The organism is Enterobacter cloacae complex sp. CARB60, from assembly GCF_036487345.1.
GTDB classification, from domain to species: Bacteria; Pseudomonadota; Gammaproteobacteria; order Enterobacterales; family Enterobacteriaceae; genus Enterobacter; species Enterobacter asburiae_D.
In genome coordinates, this window is sequence record NZ_JAZKLC010000002.1 from 1,130,181 (window position 1) to 1,147,988 (window position 17,808).

Here is a 17,808-nt window from a genome sequence, read left to right on the forward strand (position 1 = left end):
ATAACGTGTAACAACGAGGCCGGAAAATATTATGTCTGAACTAGTGAATACCTCCGAAGTCGCCATTCCTGCGGTTCCCACTAAAAATGGAAAAATCAACCTGCTGGATCTGAACCGTCAGCAGATGCGCGAGTTCTTTAAAGAGATGGGCGAAAAACCGTTTCGTGCCGATCAGGTCATGAAGTGGATGTACCATTACTGCAGCGACAATTTTGATGACATGACTGACATCAACAAGGTCCTGCGCAACAAGCTCAAAGAAGTGGCTGAAATCCGCGCCCCGGAAGTGGTGGAAGAGCAGCGCTCCGCAGATGGCACCATCAAATGGGCGATTGCGGTCGGCGATCAGCGCGTTGAAACCGTCTACATCCCGGAAGAAGACCGCGCCACGCTGTGCGTCTCCTCTCAGGTAGGCTGTGCGCTGGAGTGCAAATTCTGCTCAACCGCGCAGCAAGGCTTTAACCGTAACCTGCGCGTGTCAGAAATTATCGGCCAGGTCTGGCGTGCCGCGAAAATCGTGGGCGCGGCAAAAGTGACCGGTACGCGTCCTATCACCAACGTGGTGATGATGGGGATGGGTGAGCCGCTGCTGAACCTGACCAACGTGGTTCCGGCGATGGAAATCATGCTGGATGACTTCGGTTTTGGTCTGTCCAAGCGTCGCGTCACGCTGTCTACCTCTGGCGTTGTGCCTGCGCTGGACAAGCTTGGCGACATGATTGACGTTGCGCTGGCGATCTCCCTGCATGCACCAAACGACGAAATTCGTGACGAAATTGTGCCGATCAACAAAAAGTACAATATCGAAACCTTCCTCGCTGCGGTGCGTCGCTATCTGGAGAAATCCAACGCTAACCAGGGCCGCGTGACCATCGAGTACGTGATGCTTGACCACGTCAACGACGGTACTGAACATGCGCATCAGCTGGCGGAACTGCTGAAAGATACGCCATGCAAAATCAACCTGATCCCATGGAACCCGTTCCCGGGCGCGCCGTATGGCCGTAGCTCGAACAGCCGTATCGACCGTTTCTCCAAGGTGCTGATGGAGTATGGTTTCACCACCATCGTGCGTAAAACCCGTGGTGATGACATTGATGCAGCATGCGGACAGCTGGCAGGTGATGTCATTGACCGTACCAAACGTACCCTGCGTAAACGCATGCAGGGCGAGACGATCGCGGTTAAAGCTGTTTGATTATTATGCACTCGCGGCGCATTATCTGCGCCGTGTAGCATAACCTTACTGAATAATCAGTCAGATTCGTGATGACTGATCAATAATTACGGTGCGTTTCATTCGACTTTCGGGCAGTATGTAACGACGTAACAACAGTTTAGCCGTACGGGCAGGGCTGTACTGTCATCTCCGGGCTGACAGTCTTATACTCTCTGTTCAAGGTTAACTGACCAGAAGTTTCGCGGTGCGGGTGGCATTGTGACTCACCGGCACCTGAACCCTTATTTTTCACGTACCAGTAGTTGTAGCGAATGAATACTGAAGCCACTCACGACCAACATGAAGCACTCTCCACTGGCGTTCGTCTTCGCAACGCCCGTGAACAACTCGGACTCAGCCAGCAAGCCGTTGCGGAACGCTTGTGCCTGAAGGTTTCCACGGTTCGCGACATTGAAGAAGATAAGGCACCTGCCGATCTGGCTTCAACTTTCCTGCGCGGTTATATCCGCTCTTACGCAAAACTGGTGCATATCCCCGAAAACGAATTACTGCCAATGATGGAGAAGCAGGCCCCGGTCCGTGCAGCAAAAGTTGCGCCGATGCAGACCTTCTCCCTGGGGAAACGTCGTAAAAAACGTGATGGCTGGCTGATGAGCTTTACCTGGCTGGTGCTGTTTGTGGTGATCGGTCTGACCGGTGCATGGTGGTGGCAAAACCACAAGGCGCAGCAGGAAGAGATCACCACCATGGCCGATCAGTCCTCCGCTGAACTCAACCAGGCCGGAAGTGATAACGGCCAGAGCGTGCCGCTGAATACCGACGGCGCAGCTTCTTCCAGCGAGCCACAGACCGCAGCGCCAGACGCGTCGGCGACCGGTGCAGCACAGGCCCCGGCAGCAACGGCTAACACCGCTGCGCCGCAGGCTCAGGATCAAAACGCGGTTGTTGCCCCTTCTCAGGCGAATGTTGATACTGCGGCGAACGCGCCTGCGGCTACTCAGCCTGCAGACAATAGCGCAGCCTCTCTGCCAACCAGCCCGGCGGGTACCGCCACAGCAGCCGATCCCAACGCGCTGGTGATGAACTTCAGCGCCGACTGCTGGCTGGAAGTGACTGACGCGACAGGTAAAAAACTGTTCAGCGGCCTGCAGCGTAAAGATGGCACGTTAAACCTAACTGGCCAGGCTCCCTATAAACTTAAAATCGGCGCTCCGGCAGCGGTACAGATCCAGTATCAAGGAAAACCTGTCGACCTGAGCCGCTTTATCAGAACTAACCAGGTTGCGCGTCTTACCGTTAATGCCGAACAATCAGCAGCACACTAACAGACGGGCAACGCGGGAGATTTTTCATGCATAACCAGGCTCCGATTCAACGTAGAAAATCGAAACGGATTTACGTTGGGAATGTGCCAATCGGCGATGGTGCACCTATCGCCGTTCAGTCGATGACCAACACGCGCACCACCGATGTGGAAGCGACGGTCAATCAAATCAAAGCATTAGAACGTGTAGGCGCGGATATTGTTCGCGTCTCCGTCCCAACCATGGATGCCGCTGAGGCGTTCAAGCTGATCAAACAGCAGGTCAGCGTTCCGCTGGTGGCTGACATCCACTTCGATTACCGTATCGCACTGAAAGTGGCCGAATACGGGGTCGATTGCCTGCGCATTAACCCGGGCAACATCGGTAACGAAGAGCGTATCCGCATGGTAGTGGACTGCGCCCGCGATAAAAATATTCCTATCCGTATCGGCGTTAACGCCGGTTCACTGGAAAAAGACCTCCAGGAAAAATACGGCGAGCCAACGCCGCAGGCGCTGCTCGAATCCGCGATGCGCCACGTTGATCATCTCGATCGTCTCAACTTCGATCAGTTCAAAGTCAGCGTAAAAGCGTCCGACGTATTTCTCGCGGTTGAATCTTATCGCCTGCTGGCAAAGCAGATCGACCAGCCTCTGCACCTCGGGATCACCGAAGCGGGCGGCCTGCGCAGCGGCTCTGTAAAATCCGCGATCGGTCTGGGGCTGCTGCTCTCTGAAGGGATCGGTGACACCCTGCGCGTCTCGCTGGCGGCCGATCCGGTCGAAGAGATCAAAGTCGGTTTCGATATCCTGAAATCACTGCGTATTCGCGCGCGTGGGATCAACTTCATTGCCTGCCCAACCTGCTCACGTCAGGAGTTTGATGTGATCGGGACGGTGAATGCCCTGGAGCAACGTCTGGAAGACATTATCACCCCGATGGACGTCTCCATCATCGGCTGCGTGGTAAACGGTCCGGGTGAAGCACTGGTGTCAACCCTGGGCGTCACCGGCGGTAACAAGAAAAGTGGTCTCTATGAAGATGGCGTTCGTAAAGATCGTCTGGATAATAGCGACATGATCGACCAGCTTGAAGCCCGCATCCGCGCCAAAGCCGCCATGATGGACGAAACACAGCGTATCAGCGTTCAGCAGGTTGAAAAATAACGTGATGGGAAGCGTGCCGCTTCCCATGTATGATTGAACCCATTCTTTGGGTTTTTTTTGTATATAGAAAGAGAATAAACGTGGCAAAAAACATTCAAGCCATCCGCGGCATGAACGATTATCTGCCTGGCGAAACCGCCATCTGGCAGCGCATTGAAGGCACGCTGAAGCAGGTGCTCGGCAGCTACGGTTACAGCGAAATCCGTTTGCCGATTGTAGAGCAGACCCCGTTATTCAAACGCGCGATTGGTGAAGTCACCGACGTGGTTGAAAAAGAGATGTACACCTTTGAGGACCGCAACGGCGACAGCCTGACCCTGCGTCCGGAAGGTACGGCGGGCTGCGTACGCGCCGGCATCGAACATGGTCTTCTGTACAATCAGGAGCAGCGTCTGTGGTATATCGGCCCGATGTTCCGCCACGAACGTCCTCAGAAAGGGCGTTATCGCCAGTTCAATCAGCTGGGTGTGGAAGTCTTTGGCCTGCAGGGCCCGGACATCGACGCTGAACTGATTATGCTGACTGCCCGCTGGTGGCGCGCCCTCGGTATCGCCGATCACGTTTCCCTTGAGCTGAACTCTATCGGTTCTCTGGAAGCACGCGCTAACTACCGCGATGCGCTGGTTGCGTTCCTGGAACAGCATAAAGAGAAGCTGGACGAAGACTGCAAACGTCGTATGTACAGTAACCCGCTGCGCGTACTGGATTCCAAAAACGCGGACGTTCAGGCACTGCTGAACGATGCGCCTGCGCTGGGTGACTACCTGGATGAAGAATCTCGCGAACACTTCGCTGGCCTCTGCAAGCTGCTTGAAGCGGCAGGTATCGCCTATACCGTGAACCAGCGCCTGGTGCGCGGTCTGGACTACTACAACCGTACCGTGTTTGAGTGGGTGACCTCCAGCCTCGGCTCTCAGGGTACCGTATGTGCGGGCGGCCGTTATGACGGTCTGGTTGAGCAACTTGGCGGTCGCGCTGCGCCTGCTGTTGGCTTCGCAATGGGCCTTGAGCGACTTGTTTTGCTGGTTCAGGCAGTTAATCCGGAATTTAAAGCAGAATCCGTTGTCGATATATACCTGGTAGCCTCAGGCGCGGAAACGCAGTCTGCGGCGATGCAGCTTGCCGAACGCGTGCGCGATGCGCTGCCGGGCGTTAAGCTGATGACCAACCATGGCGGCGGCAACTTCAAAAAACAGTTTGCTCGTGCCGATAAGTGGGGCGCAAGTATTGCACTGGTGCTGGGCGAGTCCGAAGTGGCTAACGGCGAAGTGGTGGTGAAGGACCTGCGCTCTGGTGAGCAGACAACGGTAACGCAGGACGGCGTTGCGGCGCACTTGCGCACTCTATTGGGCTAAGGAGAAGGACTGCGTGGAAATTTACGAGAACGAACACGATCAGGTCGACGCGATTAAACGCTTCTTTGTTGAAAATGGCAAAGCGCTGGTTGTTGGGGTTATTTTAGGTGTCGGTGCGCTGATGGGCTGGCGTTACTGGAACAGTCATCAGGCGGATTCCGCGCGCGGCGCGTCACTGTCCTATGAAACTACCGTTAGCGCAATTCGTGCCGATCAGCCGCAAACGCTGGCTGCGGCAGAAAAATTTGCGGCTGACAACAAAAACACCTACGGTGCACTGGCTGCGCTGGAAGTGGCTCAGCAGTACGTTGATAAGAACGAACTGGATAAAGCCGCTGCTCAGCTCTCTCAGAGCCTTGCTGCGGCCAGCGATGAGAACCTGAAAGCGGTGATCAATCTGCGCCTGGCACGTATTCAGGTTCAGCAGAAGAAAGTTGACGATGCGCTGAAAACGCTCGATACCATCAAAGGCGAAGGTTTTGCTGCCATCGTTGCCGATCTGCGCGGTGAAGCACTGCTGAGCAAAGGTGACAAAGCGGGCGCGCGTAAAGCGTGGCAAGCTGGCGTAGAGAGCAATGCCTCACCTGCGCTGAGCGAAATGATGCAGATGAAAATAAATAATTTGTCCGTCTGAGAGGGACCCGATGCAATTGCGTAAATTACTTCTGCCAGGACTGCTTTCTGTTACGTTATTGAGTGGTTGTTCACTGTTCAGTGGCGAAGAAGACGTTGTGAAAATGTCCCCACTGCCGACGGTTGAAAACCAGTTTACCCCATCCACCGCGTGGGATGTCTCCGTGGGCAATGGGATTGGTGATTTCTATTCCAACCTTCATCCGGCGTATGCAGACAGCGTTGTTTATGCCGCTGACCGTAAAGGTACCGTGAAAGCGGTGAACGCCGATGACGGGAAAGAAGTCTGGTCCGTTAACCTGGCGGAAAAAGACGGCTGGTTCTCCCGTAAACCTGCACTGCTGTCTGGCGGTCTGACCGTCGCCGGTGGTCATGTCTACGTGGGCAGCGAAAAAGCGCAGGTTTATGCGCTGAACAGCAGCGACGGCTCCATTGCCTGGCAAACAACCGTGGCGGGTGAATCCCTGTCTCGTCCGGTGGTGAGCGACGGCCTGGTGCTGATTCATACCAGCAACGGCCAGCTGCAGGCGCTGAACGAAGCGGACGGTCTGGTGAAATGGACCGTTAACCTGGATATGCCTGCGCTCTCTCTGCGCGGCGAATCCGCGCCGGCTACCGCATTTGGTGCTGCCATTGTGGGCGGCGACAACGGTCGCGTGAGCGCAGTGCTGATGCAGCAGGGCCAGATGATCTGGCAGCAGCGTATCTCTCAGGCCACTGGCTCAACGGAAATTGATCGTCTGAGCGACGTAGACACAACGCCGGTCATCGTTAACGGTGTGGTTTACACGCTGGCCTATAACGGCAACCTGACCGCGCTGGATCTGCGCAGCGGCCAGATCATGTGGAAACGTGAGCTGGGTTCTGTGAACGATTTCGTCGTTGAAGGTAACCGCATCTATATGGTTGACCAGAACGACCGTCTGCTGGCGCTGAGCACCGAAGGCGGCGTGACGCTGTGGACGCAAAGCGATCTGCTGCACCGTCTGCTGACTTCACCAGCGCTGTACAACGGTAGCCTGGTAGTCGGTGACAGCGAAGGGTATATGCACTGGATCGATCCGGATAACGGCCGCTTTGTTGCACAGCAAAAAGTCGACAGCTCTGGTTTCCTAACCGATCCGGTTGTGGCCGACGGCAAACTGCTGATTCAGGCAAAAGACGGCACGCTGTACGCGATCACGCGTTAATTACCCGGCGGTTGTAGTATACTAAACGGCTCCTGTTCACTCAGGAGCCGTTTTGACATTTTTAAAAACGCCGCAAAAGCGACGTTATTTTGAATTTTATGAGGCTTCAAACATGGTACCTGTGGTCGCGCTTGTCGGGCGCCCTAACGTTGGAAAATCCACTCTTTTTAACCGTTTAACACGCACCCGTGATGCGCTGGTTGCGGATTTCCCGGGGCTGACGCGTGACCGTAAGTACGGTCGTGCAGAGGTGGAAGGACGCGAGTTCATCTGTATTGATACCGGTGGTATTGACGGCACAGAAGACGGCGTTGAAACCCGCATGGCGGAACAGTCGCTGCTGGCGATTGAAGAAGCGGATGTGGTGCTGTTTATGGTGGATGCGCGCGCTGGCCTGATGCCGGCGGACTCCGCTATTGCCAAACACCTGCGTTCACGCGAAAAGCCGACCTTCCTGGTGGCGAACAAAACTGACGGTATCGATGCCGATCAGGCCGTCGCGGATTTCTGGTCTCTCGGCCTGGGTGAAATCTACCCGATTGCGGCATCGCATGGCCGCGGCGTCACCAGCCTGCTGGAAACCGTTCTGCTGCCGTGGGTTGACGAAGTGAACCCGCCGGAAGAAGTAGACGAAGACGCTGAATACTGGGCGCAGTTCGAAGACGGAGAAGAGGGCGAAGAAGAGCCTGAAGACGACTTCAACCCGCAGGATCTGCCGATCAAGCTGGCTATCGTGGGTCGTCCAAACGTAGGTAAGTCTACGCTTACTAACCGTATTCTGGGTGAAGAGCGCGTGGTCGTTTACGACATGCCAGGCACCACCCGTGACAGTATCTACATTCCTATGCAGCGCGATGAGCGCGAGTATGTTCTCATCGACACCGCCGGGGTGCGTAAGCGCGGGAAAATCACCGATGTGGTGGAAAAATTCTCCGTTATCAAAACCCTGCAGGCGATTGAAGATGCCAACGTCGTGCTGCTGGTCATCGACGCGCGTGAAGGTATCTCCGATCAGGACCTCTCTCTGCTCGGCTTTATCCTCAATAGTGGGCGCTCACTGGTTATCGTGGTCAACAAATGGGATGGCCTGAGCAATGAAGTGCGCGAGCAGGTGAAAGAGACCCTCGACTTCCGTCTGGGCTTTATCGACTTTGCCCGCGTGCACTTTATCTCTGCGCTGCACGGCAGCGGCGTCGGTAACCTGTTCGAATCCGTGCGTGAAGCGTACGACAGCTCCACCCGTCGTCAGAGCACCGCGATGCTAACGCGCATCATGAACATGGCTGCAGAAGACCATCAGCCGCCGCTGGTGCGTGGCCGTCGCGTGAAGCTGAAATATGCCCACGCCGGTGGTTATAACCCGCCAATCGTGGTGATCCACGGCAACCAGGTAAAAGACCTGCCGGATTCCTACAAGCGATATCTGATGAACTACTTCCGTAAATCTCTGGACGTGATGGGCACGCCTATCCGTATCCAGTTCAAGGAAGGGGAAAACCCGTTCGCCAACAAGCGCAACACCCTGACGCCAAACCAGATGCGTAAGCGTAAGCGCTTGATTAAGCACATTAAGAAAAGCAAATAACTTTCATCAGGCCGCACCAAGTTTGATGCATTACCGAAACCCGCTAACCATGCGGGTTTTTTTGTCTGAGATAGCATAACGAATCGCGGCCATCTTCGATGGTTTCGGGAGTTGCATGTCTGGCATGTATGGAATGAACTGCACGCCCTGGCTGACGGTCAGGGGCCGCTACTATTGTGCTGCGAGATGGCCGGTAAGTTATGCCATCGCTAACTCATCGCCCAATGGGGCCGCCGCTAATTCAACGTGCTTGTAAATGAATATGTTCCGATGGCAATCGGGCAGAAAGAAATCCCTTAATTTAAGTTAGCCCGTTAAAACAGGAACTATTTTTATTTCGTGATTATAACGAAATAAGCGGTGGAGGCGCGCAGCGGAAGCGGTACGCCGCAATGACTGCCAGAGGATACTTAATAGCGTAAAGCATAATTCAAATACCTCTGGAAATCACATATCAATATTCGCAGTAATTATTTATTGTCAGGAAATTATTTGATTATTCGATATGAACCAAAAATGCTGAATAAAAATGATAAACCCTTATCCGTAGTAGAATTATTTGGATTTTTTAATTGGCTAGAATTAAAGGGGGTTTATATGAATCAGCAATACACCAATGAATTAACGCCAGAAATAAAAGCCCAGCAGGCTAAATCGCCATTCTCAGCGGAAGAAATTGTCGCAATGGACGATGGAGCACGCGCGATAATCGCAGAGGGAAAGGAACTGGAACGGAAACATCCTGTGAAAGCTAACGGCGATGAAATTATCACTCCCCCGCAAGGGCATACTTACCTGGCCACGCGTGAAGAGATTGCATCCGGGGCGGATTTCCTGACAGTTACCGGAGTGTAACGCATGGGTTACCGTACCGATAATTATGGCCGAGGGCAGGCGCTTGAAAATGATAAAACCACTACCGGTGCCAGGTGTATTGCATCCATTACGGACAGCACCGAATTTGGGCGCAGAATTCTCAGGGTAGGTGATAAAACTACCCCCTGCCCCAAATGTGGCAAGAAGGGTGTGATTGTATCAGGTGAGGAACGGGTAACATTTCACGGTGTACCCGTAGCCGTTCATGGTTCAAAAGTGCATTGTGATTGCCCGCCAGGTACGAACCGGATGATTGCCCCTGCAGGTCAGTGGCTTGGGCGTGGACGAGACCCGGTTAATGTTGCCAGGGAAGAACACACCGCCAGGCTGGCAGCAGAAAAGCAGGCCGAAGAAAAACGCAGAGAGGAGGAAAGGGAGCGCAACCGCGTATTTGCAAAGTCCTGCCTGCGCGGTAATGGGTGCAATGATACCGGTGACCAGCGTGAACCCCACACCCATTTTGCTGATATGGCATTTTTTCAGGCCATGCCCGCCAGCAATCCGGCAACCGATTCAGACGCCCCGCAGCACGCACAGACCGCAAAAAAGAAAAAGCCAGAGGACATCCCCAAACCGAAAAAGCGCAGCGCCCTTTATCGCTGGTGGAACGGCAACCATGAGGAAATGGATTATCAGGCGGCCGTTGCTGCCGCTTCTGCTGCTGCACGCGCGCAGACGGCCACGGCAGGTGCAAGCCTGCTGGAGCTGATAAGCGGCAGGGCGCTGACCTACGGCACCTGGGCGGTGCGTGGCGCTGCCGGGCTGGGTGAGGTGGCCGCCACCGGAGCGGGCGTCCCCATGGCCGGGCTGCTGGTGGGAATGATGCCCGGCAGGCTGAACGACGGCGAACAGGACTTTATCGACCGTATGCGCCTGGCGCAGATGCGTGACGCCCCAAGCCGTGTTCGCTATACGTGGGAGAACGACAGCAGGGGTAACCCGGTGCCGCACGGCTGGCACACGCCACCTGGCCGGGACAGTGTGCGCGTCAGAAAAATGGAGTACGACAGCAGGGCGCAGGCGTACACGTTCACCACGGAGGAAGAACCGCACATAACCATCGTGTGGACGCCTGACCGGACAGACGAGAAAACGCCGTGGAATACCGGCAACCAGGCGCGGCCGGTGCTGCCGAACCCGGTGGTTGTTGACCCATTGCCGGATAACACCGGAATAACGGCGACCACCAGCCCGGCACCGGAGGAAAAGAGCTTCGCGGATTACATTCTGATCCTGCCGTTTCCTGACCTGCCGCCGATTTATATTTACCTGAGCAAACCACTGGTGGAGTTTCTGGAAGTCGAGCTATACAGTGACTTTAAACGCCGTTCGCGGCAGGGGATTTACGAGGCGGATCATATGCCGTCAAGAGCGGCTGTTGAAGCATATTTAACGGCGCTTTATCCTGATGTTGATCCAAAAGATATCAGTAAATTAGCTGATGATGTGGCAGCAATAGTAATCCCTAAAGAAGTGCATCAAAAAATTAGTGAAACGTATGGAGGCCGTAATACTCCGGCACAAATCGATCTCGATTCAAGAAACTTACGCGCGGCGCTTGAGCGCAACCTGGATGCTATCGAACCAGCGCTAAAAGCAAATGGAGCAACAGAAAGCCAAATTGAGGCGGCGAGGGCGAAAATGCACAGACTGAACAGTGAACAGGGATTATACAAATGACAATAAACGTTAATGCACTAATTGAGGGGTTAGGGAAAAGTTACAAAGAGCTGATTGATTCTGAATTAATCATATACAAGTCACCTCCTAAAGGTGCGTCCGGCTCTCCAGTTCTAAGTCTCGATATGTCCAAAGAAGGGGTATTTTTATCTTTTTGGCGAGAAGGACGGATTTTGAAGGCACTGACTTTAACCATTCAGGACGATGACAAAGCCGATTGGGTGTTTCCAAACAATCTGCCTGAGCCATTAGCTAAAAAGATGAACCGGAAATGGGTACATGAAAATATTGGTGAGCCATTAAGAAGCACTCCCCCTAAGGTGATTATGAAGCGTTCTTTTGGATGGACGGATCTTTATGAGGCAAAAGGGTATGTAAATCCTACGAGCATGCAGATTAGTTATGACGTAGCGGATAGCGTGAGGTCTGTAACCTTCATGCCAACGTCAGAACTTCGCTGGTAACATCGGAGATACTTACCGCAACAAAACACCAGCCAGGATCCTTCGTCTTGGCTGGTGGAATCGGTCGATAGTTTTAAGTGTGAAAATTAATTCTCTTTATGGGTACCAATGAAAATGATGTACCCAAGTGTGTACACATTGATTGATCTGTATTGAAAAAGATTTATAAAACAATAATTTTTGCCTTTAATATTCTTTCACATTAAGCAAAGCAAAAACCTTAGCTGAGCCCGCTATAACCCGCCTCTGTCGCGGTTTTTTTTCGCGCTTTCACAGCAATGGCTAACCCGGTGTGAAGTCAATCACTATTCACTCCTAACCATCTTTAAATCCAGAAAAGTAGACAATCGTCGAATTTTCATCTTAAAGTCCAGGGTCCGGTACTAGACAAAACTAGCGCCTGGTTATCAAATGGTTAACTAATTTTTCGCCGCATGTAAAAAATCGGCCAGATACGTAACTGGCCGGCGTACCTGCTGGTGTTTACAAGCACGACACATACCTTTCGGGAGAATTATGCAATCCACTGTTAATCAAAAAGAGAGCCGAACGTTCTTCGGCCATCCGTATCCGCTCGGTTCCCTGTTCTTCACCGAGATGTGGGAGCGTTTCTCGTTTTACGGCATCCGTCCGTTACTGATCCTGTTTATGGCCGCCACCGTCTATGACGGCGGGATGGGCCTGGCGCGTGAAAACGCCTCGGCGATTGTCGGTATCTTTGCCGGTACCATGTACCTGGCCGCGCTGCCTGGCGGCTGGCTGGCCGATAACTGGCTGGGGCAGCAGAGAGCCGTCTGGTACGGTTCGATCCTGATTGCGCTCGGTCACCTGTCGATCGCGCTCTCCGCAGTGATGGGGAACAACCTGTTCTTTATCGGCCTGATGTTCATCGTGCTTGGCTCCGGGCTGTTTAAGACCTGTATCTCGGTGATGGTCGGCACCCTGTATAAAAAAGGCGACGCGCGCCGTGACGGCGGTTTCTCGCTGTTCTATATGGGTATCAACATGGGCTCGTTCATCGCGCCGTTGATTTCCGGCTGGCTGATCAAAACCCACGGCTGGCACTGGGGCTTTGGTATTGGCGGCATCGGTATGCTGGTGGCGCTGATTATCTTCCGCGTGTTTGCCGTTCCGGCAATGAAACGCTATGACGGCGAAGTCGGCCTCGACTCTACCTGGAACAGCCCGGTGGTGAAGCGTAACGGCGTGGGCGTTTGGCTCCTGGCGCTGGCGGCAGGCGTGGCAACGATCGTGACGCTGATTGCGCAGGGCGTGATTGTGATTAACCCGGTCGCGGTAGCCAGCGTGCTGGTCTACGTGATTGCGGCGTCCGTTGCCCTCTACTTTATTTATCTGTTTGTTTTTGCGGGGCTGAACCGTAAAGAGCGCGCCAGGCTGCTGGTCTGCTTTATTCTGCTGATTTCCGCGGCGTTCTTCTGGTCCGCGTTCGAACAAAAGCCAACCTCGTTCAACCTGTTTGCCAACGACTACACTAACCGCATGATTGGAGATTTTGAAATCCCGGCGGTGTGGTTCCAGTCAATCAACGCCCTGTTCATCATCCTGCTGGCACCGGTGTTTAGCTGGGCATGGCCGAAGCTGGCGAGCAAAAACATTCGCCCGAGCAGCATCACCAAGTTTGTTATTGGTATTCTGTGCGCGGCGGCGGGCTTTGGCCTGATGATGCTGGCGGCACAGAACGTGCTGAGCAGCGGCGGGGCGGGCGTGTCGCCGTTCTGGCTGGTGGGCAGCATCCTGATGCTGACGCTCGGCGAACTGTGCCTGAGCCCGATTGGCCTGGCGACCATGACGCTGCTTGCGCCGGAAAGAATGCGCGGCCAGATGATGGGGCTGTGGTTCTGCGCCAGCGCGCTGGGTAACCTGGCGGCGGGCCTGATTGGCGGCCACGTGAAGGCCGATCAGCTGGATATGCTGCCGGATCTCTTTGCCCGCTGCTCCGTCGCGCTGCTGATTTGCGCCGCGGTACTGATCGTCCTCATTGTTCCGGTGCGCCGCATGCTGGAAAATGCGCAGACTAAACCGGCAGCTAACGCCTCTTAAACCTCGATCTTGCCGGGGCGGCGTTATGCCCCGGCAATTTATTCGACGAGGTAAGAACATGCTGTTAGGGTTTGTTGGTCTTGGCGCAGTCGTTGAAACAGCTTACCTGCCCGCAATACGAAAATGCTTTGATAATCTCCCTCGCTGTTTAGGCTTTGATATCCAGCCCGTAAAACAGCCCGAGGGCGTAACGCGCTGTGCCACACTGGCTGAACTTCTCTCCCAGCCGCTTGATACCCTGTTTATTACCACGGCGTCGCTGCACCATCTTGAGGTGCTTGAACATGCTCTCGCCTCATCGGTTTCCCGCATCGTGGTTGAAAAACCGATTGTCGCCACGCTTCCCCAAACAGAAAAGCTCAACGCGCTGCTGGCGGACCCCGACGTCGCCTCCCGCGTGCTGGCGCTCGATCACTGGATGGCGCGCATCGAAACGGTGAAGCGGTCGCTGGTTGGCAATATCGCTGACATCGTCAAAATCGACGGTTTTTTGCAGGAGCCGAGCGGATATAACGCTGCAGGGGAGCCCATTGCGCTTAACTTTGCCACGGGTGAGCCGGACGCGCGTACGCTTCGCCACCCTGATGGCGTGATTCTGGATATCGGTACGCATGTGCTGGCGATGCTGCGCGAAACGGTGCGCTATCTGGGCGGGAATGATGAGATGACGCTGCGGGTCGTCACGGCTAAAGATCGCCTGGGGCGCGATATTGCAAAAGGCGACCTGACCACGGCGGAAGGCGAGGCGCATCTTCAGGGAAGCATCAGCAGCGTGCTGGTGGATATCTGGCTTAACAAATACGCGGGACCTGCGGGCGGGCAAAAAGGCTTACGGCTCTATTTGCGTGACGGGCGGACCATTAGTTACGACCGGCGCGGCGCTGAAGATGTGCTGGAGCTGATGAATGGCGACACGCGCCAACGCTGGAACATTCCCGGCACGATCTACGAGCGCTGTCTTGCAGAGCATATCCTGGGCGCCAACAGCCTGTTTGAACGGGATCCGCACGAGGTGAGCCGCACGACGCGCCGCAGGATAGATGAAGTGACGCTACTTCTAACGTTACAGCAGCAGCTGCGTGGCTCGCACTGAACGTAACGTGGTAAAATTATCGCAGACCTGAACGCTTTAAAGGAGTCACCATGACGATTACCTGCCCGGATTGCCAGGCACCGCTTGAGCCTCAGAATGGGGTAGCACACTGCGAGAGCTGTAACAAGGATATTGCGCTCGAAGCCCGCTGCCCGGAGTGCCATCAGCCGCTCCAGGTATTAAAAGCCTGCGGGGCGGTGGACTATTTCTGCCAGAACGGCCACGGTCTTATCTCTAAAAAACGCGTGGAGTTTGTTCGGGCCGAACGTTAATCACACACGCAGCCTTCGCCTTTCTTCCACAGCTCGACCAGCGACTCGGGCGCTTCCTGCTCGGGCACCAGCACGATGATATCGGCGTAGTGCGCCTGATTTTGCCCGGTCCAGATAATCTGGATACGGAAATAGCGCTGGTCGCCGCTGCCGGGTGAAGAGGCTTGCCCCGGCGGCTGGCCGCGTGGAAAAGCCTGCTCCAGGATGCTCACCAGGCGCTGGCGCTGGGCCTCATTGAGCGACGAAAGCGCGATGGTGCGCTGCCCGCTCAGCTTGGGAATAAAAGCGACGCCGCCTTCACGGGCCAGCTCAACCACGGCGTCATCCGTCAGTTCCGGAACCTGCATTTACAGCACTCCCACCTGTTCCCAGGCTTGTTTAATGGCCGCCCCAGCGTCGCCGCCGGAGCGTTTCTCTCCGTGCGCGATCGTCAGTTTTGCGAAGGCCTCAAAATCCGCATCCTGCGCCAGTTTGCGATCGCAAACCGTGTCGTACCATGCATAACCCGCTTTTTCCCAGGCGTAGCCGCCGATCGCCGTCGCGGCCAGGTAAAATGCGCGGTTGGGGATGCCGGAGTTCAGATGCACGCCGCCGTTGTCCTCGCGCGTTTTAATGAAATCTTTCATGTGGGCAGGCTGCGGGTCTTTGCCCAGCAGAGGATCGTCATAGGCGGTGCCGGGTACAGACATTGAGCGCAGCCCTTTGCCGTTGATCCCTTTCGCCAGCAGCCCTTCACCAATCAGCCAGTCAGCTTTATCGGCGGTTTGCTTCAGATGATACTGTTTGACCAGCGAGCCAAACACGTCCGACAGAGACTCGTTCAGCGCGCCCGACTGTTCAAAATATATTAGCCCGGCTTCGGTCTCGGTCACGCCGTGGCTCAGCTCGTGCGCCACCACGTCGATGGCGATGGTAAAGCGGTTAAATATTTCCCCGTCGCCGTCGCCGAATACCATCTGCTGACCGTTCCAGAAGGCGTTCTGATATTCCCGACCATAATGCACGGTGCCGGTCAAAATAAGCCCTTTATTATCGAGCGAATCACGCTGATATTCTTTCCAGAAGAAATCATGGGTAATACCCAAATAATCGTAGGCTTCATCCACCGCCACATCGCCGTTGGATGGCTGACCCTCGTAACGCACCTGCGTACCCGGCAGCTCCTGGGTTTGCTTCGCGTCATAAATATCGCGCTCCAGCTGTCCGGCTTTATTCACGTGCGGCGCGGCGGGTTTGCCGGGCATGTGGGCCATCAGCGTCTGGACGTGGGTCAAGGTCTGACGGGCACAGCGCTGCTGCGGCTCGGAACCGCTTTCGATAATACGACGAAGAATATAAGGGGGAATAACGCTATGAAGATGGGGCATGCTGCTCTCCTTATTAAAAAAGGGAATAGCAGCAGTATAGTAAGTAACCGGCGAAGAATTATCCGGTTTTACGCTGACGCGTCTTTTTCACCGGTTTAATTGATTTCACTTCGCTTTCTACCCAGCCGTCTGACAGACGCGTCGTCAGCACATCGCCGGTATTCACCTGTTTGGTTTGCTTCAGCACTTTGCCGTCCGTCGCCGTCGTCACGCTGTAGCCGCGCGCCAGCGTGGAGAGGGGGCTGACCGCTTCAAGATGGGTCACCGCATTGCCGAAACGTTCGCGGGTGGTGCTCAGTCGGGCGCGGATAGTCTCCGCCAGACGATACTCCAGCTGCTGAATACGCGTTTGCGCGCGATAAATTTTTGGCTGCGGGTTCTGCTGGTTCAGGCGCTGGGTTACGCGCTGCTGGCGCGACACCGCGCGCTTAAGCTGCGCGTCCACCGCAACGTTCATGCGCTGACGCAGGCGCTCCAGCACGGTCTGCTGACGCGCCAGACGCAGCTGCGGGTGCTGCTGCTGAAGTCGGTGATGAAGCTGGGTAAAGCGACGGGTACGGTTGGCAAGGAAGTAGTCCATCGCCATCTCAAGGCGCTGCTGGCCGTTCTGAATCTGACGCAGCAGCTCCAGCTGGTTGCGGCTGACCACTTCCGCCGCCGCGGACGGCGTAGGCGCGCGCAGATCCGCGACAAAATCTGCTATTGTTACGTCCGTTTCGTGGCCGACGGCGCTCACCACGGGGATAAGGCTTGCAAAGATGGCCCGCGCCACGCGCTCGTCGTTAAAGCTCCATAAATCTTCCAGCGAGCCGCCGCCGCGCCCGACGATGAGCACGTCGCACTCCTGACGGGCGTTCGCCAGCTCAATGGCGCGAACTATCTGGCCTGGCGCATCGTCACCCTGAACGGCTGTCGGGTAGATGATGACGGGCAGGGAAGGGTCGCGACGCTTCAGCACGTGCAAAATATCGTGCAGTGCCGCACCGGTTTTCGAGGTGATGACCCCAACGTAGTGGGCGGGGGAGGGCAGCGGTTTTTTGAACTGCTGGTCGAACAGCCCCTCGGCAGAGAGCCTGGCTTTTAACTGTTCATACTTCTGCTGCAGCAGGCCTTCGCCCGCAGGCTGCATGCTCTCGACGATAATTTGATAGTCGCCGCGCGGCTCATACAGGGTGATATTGGCGCGAACCAGAACCTGCTGGCCGTGCTGAGGGCGGAACGTCACGCGGCGGTTGCTGTTGCGGAACATCGCGCAGCGCACCTGGGCGGTGTCGTCTTTTAAGGTAAAATACCAGTGGCCGGAGGACGGCTGCGTGAAGTTAGAGATCTCACCGCTGATCCAGACCTGCCCCATTTCCTGCTCAAGCAGCAAACGCACCGTCTGATTAAGGCGGCTGACGGTATAAATTGAGGGGGATTGAGAGGATAACATGTGAGCGGGATCAAATTCTAAATCAGCAAGTTATTCAGTCGATAGTAACCTGCTGAGAGGCAATCGCAAGCATTTTTTTTAAAAAAGTGTAGATGCAATCGGTTACGCTCTGTATAATGCCACGGCAATATTTAACCACCCAGGTCAGAG

16 protein-coding genes are annotated in these 17,808 nt (G+C 55.1%); 13 read left to right on the forward strand and 3 right to left on the reverse strand.

From position 1 onward, the window contains the following. Positions 1-31 precede the first annotated feature (31 nt). The 13 genes from V4835_RS06540 to V4835_RS06600 all read left to right on the forward strand — a co-directional run bounded on the left by V4835_RS06540 (position 32) and on the right by V4835_RS06600 (position 14,859). Complete coding sequence (locus tag V4835_RS06540; RefSeq protein ID WP_063143426.1) at positions 32-1,198, forward strand: bifunctional tRNA (adenosine(37)-C2)-methyltransferase TrmG/ribosomal RNA large subunit methyltransferase RlmN; 1,167 nt, start codon at positions 32-34, stop codon at positions 1,196-1,198. A gap of 293 nt (positions 1,199-1,491) precedes the next feature. Next, a complete protein-coding gene (gene rodZ, locus V4835_RS06545) occupies positions 1,492-2,505 on the forward strand; it encodes a cytoskeleton protein RodZ (RefSeq protein ID WP_331411595.1) in 1,014 nt (337 codons plus the stop codon). A gap of 26 nt (positions 2,506-2,531) precedes the next feature. Next, a complete protein-coding gene (gene ispG, locus V4835_RS06550) occupies positions 2,532-3,650 on the forward strand; it encodes a flavodoxin-dependent (E)-4-hydroxy-3-methylbut-2-enyl-diphosphate synthase (RefSeq protein ID WP_023308814.1) in 1,119 nt (372 codons plus the stop codon). An 80-nt stretch (positions 3,651-3,730) separates the two neighbouring features. Further along, on the forward strand, positions 3,731-5,005 hold the full coding sequence (gene hisS / locus V4835_RS06555; RefSeq protein ID WP_023333028.1) for a histidine--tRNA ligase: 1,275 nt from the start codon (positions 3,731-3,733) through the stop codon (positions 5,003-5,005). Between the two features lie 13 nt (positions 5,006-5,018). Further along, complete coding sequence (locus V4835_RS06560) at positions 5,019-5,639, forward strand: YfgM family protein (protein WP_063143428.1); 621 nt, start codon at positions 5,019-5,021, stop codon at positions 5,637-5,639. Positions 5,640-5,649: 10 nt separating this feature from the next. After that, positions 5,650-6,828, forward strand: a complete 1,179-nt coding sequence (gene bamB, locus V4835_RS06565) for an outer membrane protein assembly factor BamB (protein WP_063143429.1) — start codon at positions 5,650-5,652, stop codon at positions 6,826-6,828. A 112-nt stretch (positions 6,829-6,940) separates the two neighbouring features. Continuing rightward, on the forward strand, positions 6,941-8,413 hold the full coding sequence (gene der / locus V4835_RS06570) for a ribosome biogenesis GTPase Der (RefSeq protein ID WP_023308811.1): 1,473 nt from the start codon (positions 6,941-6,943) through the stop codon (positions 8,411-8,413). A gap of 492 nt (positions 8,414-8,905) precedes the next feature. Next, positions 8,906-9,268 carry a hypothetical protein gene (locus V4835_RS06575; RefSeq protein WP_331411597.1) on the forward strand — a complete coding sequence of 121 codons (363 nt, stop codon included), beginning with the start codon at positions 8,906-8,908 and terminating at the stop codon, positions 9,266-9,268. 3 nt (positions 9,269-9,271) lie between these two features. Next, positions 9,272-10,969 (forward strand): S-type pyocin domain-containing protein, encoded by a 1,698-nt coding sequence (locus V4835_RS06580; RefSeq protein ID WP_331411599.1) that lies wholly within the window; start codon positions 9,272-9,274, stop codon positions 10,967-10,969. After that, on the forward strand, positions 10,966-11,433 hold the full coding sequence (locus tag V4835_RS06585) for a DUF6392 family protein (protein WP_331411601.1): 468 nt from the start codon (positions 10,966-10,968) through the stop codon (positions 11,431-11,433). Before V4835_RS06580 ends, V4835_RS06585 begins: the two co-directional genes overlap by 4 nt. Before the next feature lie 516 nt (positions 11,434-11,949). Continuing rightward, positions 11,950-13,494 carry a peptide MFS transporter gene (locus V4835_RS06590; RefSeq protein ID WP_032659418.1) on the forward strand — a complete coding sequence of 515 codons (1,545 nt, stop codon included), beginning with the start codon at positions 11,950-11,952 and terminating at the stop codon, positions 13,492-13,494. A 58-nt stretch (positions 13,495-13,552) separates the two neighbouring features. Further along, positions 13,553-14,587 (forward strand): Gfo/Idh/MocA family oxidoreductase, encoded by a 1,035-nt coding sequence (locus V4835_RS06595; protein ID WP_331411603.1) that lies wholly within the window; start codon positions 13,553-13,555, stop codon positions 14,585-14,587. Between the two features lie 50 nt (positions 14,588-14,637). Next, positions 14,638-14,859 carry a zinc ribbon domain-containing protein gene (locus V4835_RS06600; protein WP_331411604.1) on the forward strand — a complete coding sequence of 74 codons (222 nt, stop codon included), beginning with the start codon at positions 14,638-14,640 and terminating at the stop codon, positions 14,857-14,859. Here the strand turns inward: V4835_RS06600 and V4835_RS06605 are convergent. Genes V4835_RS06605 through xseA form a run of 3 tightly spaced genes read right to left on the reverse strand, consistent with a single transcriptional unit; the run spans position 14,856 to position 17,658 of the window. Beyond that, on the reverse strand, positions 14,856-15,206 hold the full coding sequence (locus V4835_RS06605; protein WP_024908659.1) for a protealysin inhibitor emfourin: 351 nt from the start codon (positions 15,204-15,206) through the stop codon (positions 14,856-14,858). The genes V4835_RS06600 and V4835_RS06605 overlap by 4 nt on opposite strands. Next, a complete protein-coding gene (locus V4835_RS06610) occupies positions 15,207-16,226 on the reverse strand; it encodes a M4 family metallopeptidase (protein ID WP_331411605.1) in 1,020 nt (339 codons plus the stop codon). 58 nt (positions 16,227-16,284) lie between these two features. Then, on the reverse strand, positions 16,285-17,658 hold the full coding sequence (gene xseA / locus V4835_RS06615; protein ID WP_331411606.1) for an exodeoxyribonuclease VII large subunit: 1,374 nt from the start codon (positions 17,656-17,658) through the stop codon (positions 16,285-16,287). Positions 17,659-17,808 lie beyond the last annotated feature (150 nt).

What these genes read in the sequence shown, in the direction of transcription:
- V4835_RS06540 (WP_063143426.1), top strand. Translation starts at nt 32, where the DNA reads ATGTCTGAACTAGTGAATACCTCCGAAGTCGCCATTCCTGCGGTTCCC.
- bamB (WP_063143429.1), top strand. Translation starts at nt 5,650, where the DNA reads ATGCAATTGCGTAAATTACTTCTGCCAGGACTGCTTTCTGTTACGTTA.
- V4835_RS06610 (WP_331411605.1), bottom strand. Translation starts at nt 16,226, where the DNA reads ATGCCCCATCTTCATAGCGTTATTCCCCCTTATATTCTTCGTCGTATT.
- rodZ (WP_331411595.1), top strand. Translation starts at nt 1,492, where the DNA reads ATGAATACTGAAGCCACTCACGACCAACATGAAGCACTCTCCACTGGC.
- V4835_RS06605 (WP_024908659.1), bottom strand. Translation starts at nt 15,206, where the DNA reads ATGCAGGTTCCGGAACTGACGGATGACGCCGTGGTTGAGCTGGCCCGT.
- V4835_RS06600 (WP_331411604.1), top strand. Translation starts at nt 14,638, where the DNA reads ATGACGATTACCTGCCCGGATTGCCAGGCACCGCTTGAGCCTCAGAAT.
- V4835_RS06590 (WP_032659418.1), top strand. Translation starts at nt 11,950, where the DNA reads ATGCAATCCACTGTTAATCAAAAAGAGAGCCGAACGTTCTTCGGCCAT.
- V4835_RS06585 (WP_331411601.1), top strand. Translation starts at nt 10,966, where the DNA reads ATGACAATAAACGTTAATGCACTAATTGAGGGGTTAGGGAAAAGTTAC.
- V4835_RS06595 (WP_331411603.1), top strand. Translation starts at nt 13,553, where the DNA reads ATGCTGTTAGGGTTTGTTGGTCTTGGCGCAGTCGTTGAAACAGCTTAC.
- xseA (WP_331411606.1), bottom strand. Translation starts at nt 17,658, where the DNA reads ATGTTATCCTCTCAATCCCCCTCAATTTATACCGTCAGCCGCCTTAAT.
- ispG (WP_023308814.1), top strand. Translation starts at nt 2,532, where the DNA reads ATGCATAACCAGGCTCCGATTCAACGTAGAAAATCGAAACGGATTTAC.
- der (WP_023308811.1), top strand. Translation starts at nt 6,941, where the DNA reads ATGGTACCTGTGGTCGCGCTTGTCGGGCGCCCTAACGTTGGAAAATCC.
- V4835_RS06580 (WP_331411599.1), top strand. Translation starts at nt 9,272, where the DNA reads ATGGGTTACCGTACCGATAATTATGGCCGAGGGCAGGCGCTTGAAAAT.